This window comes from Streptomyces bugieae (genome assembly GCF_036352915.1).
GTDB classification, from domain to species: domain Bacteria; phylum Actinomycetota; class Actinomycetes; order Streptomycetales; family Streptomycetaceae; genus Streptomyces; species Streptomyces endophytica.
The window spans coordinates 1-457 of sequence record NZ_JAZBJP010000152.1 but is presented as its reverse complement, the minus strand read 5'-3'; the positions used below and the strand labels follow the sequence as shown (position 1 = coordinate 457).

Sequence of the window (457 nt, the reverse complement as noted above, 5' to 3'; positions counted from 1 at the left end):
CCCGGTGCCCTGGGCCGTCATTTTGGCCTTCTCCCCGGGCGCGACGTCCTCCGCGACCGCGAGGCCCTCGGACACCAGCTCACCGTCCCGGTCCACGAAGGACACGTACGCGACATAGGCCGCCGTGCTCCCGGTCCCGTTCACGACTTCCAGCTCCGCGTGCGGCCAGTCGATCAGGGAGTCCCGCGTGCACTTCGTGATCGTGACGTCCGCCGTCCCGTCCGTGTCGAACTCGGGCTCCTCGTCCGGTTCCTCCTCGTCCTCCTCCGTGTACGGCGTGGAGGAGGACGAGCCCGGCCGCTCGGGCGACAGGGCCGCGGAGTCCCAGGCCGACTGCATCAGCGAGTAGACGAGCACCACCCCCGCCCCCACCAGGGCGAAGGAGACGCCGAGGACGAGCGTCACGATCAGGCCCGTACGCCCCTTCCGCGCCGGTCCGGCCGGGGCCGGGGCGGAA

The 457-nt window shown here is 72.0% G+C and carries 1 protein-coding gene; it reads right to left on the bottom strand.

Going from position 1 to position 457, the window contains the following annotated elements; translation table 11 throughout:
• Positions 1-405, bottom strand: a 405-nt coding sequence (locus tag V2J85_RS40645; RefSeq protein WP_330824396.1) for a hypothetical protein, incomplete at its 3' end; no start/stop codon positions are given.
• Between the last annotated feature and the right edge of the window lie 52 nt (positions 406-457).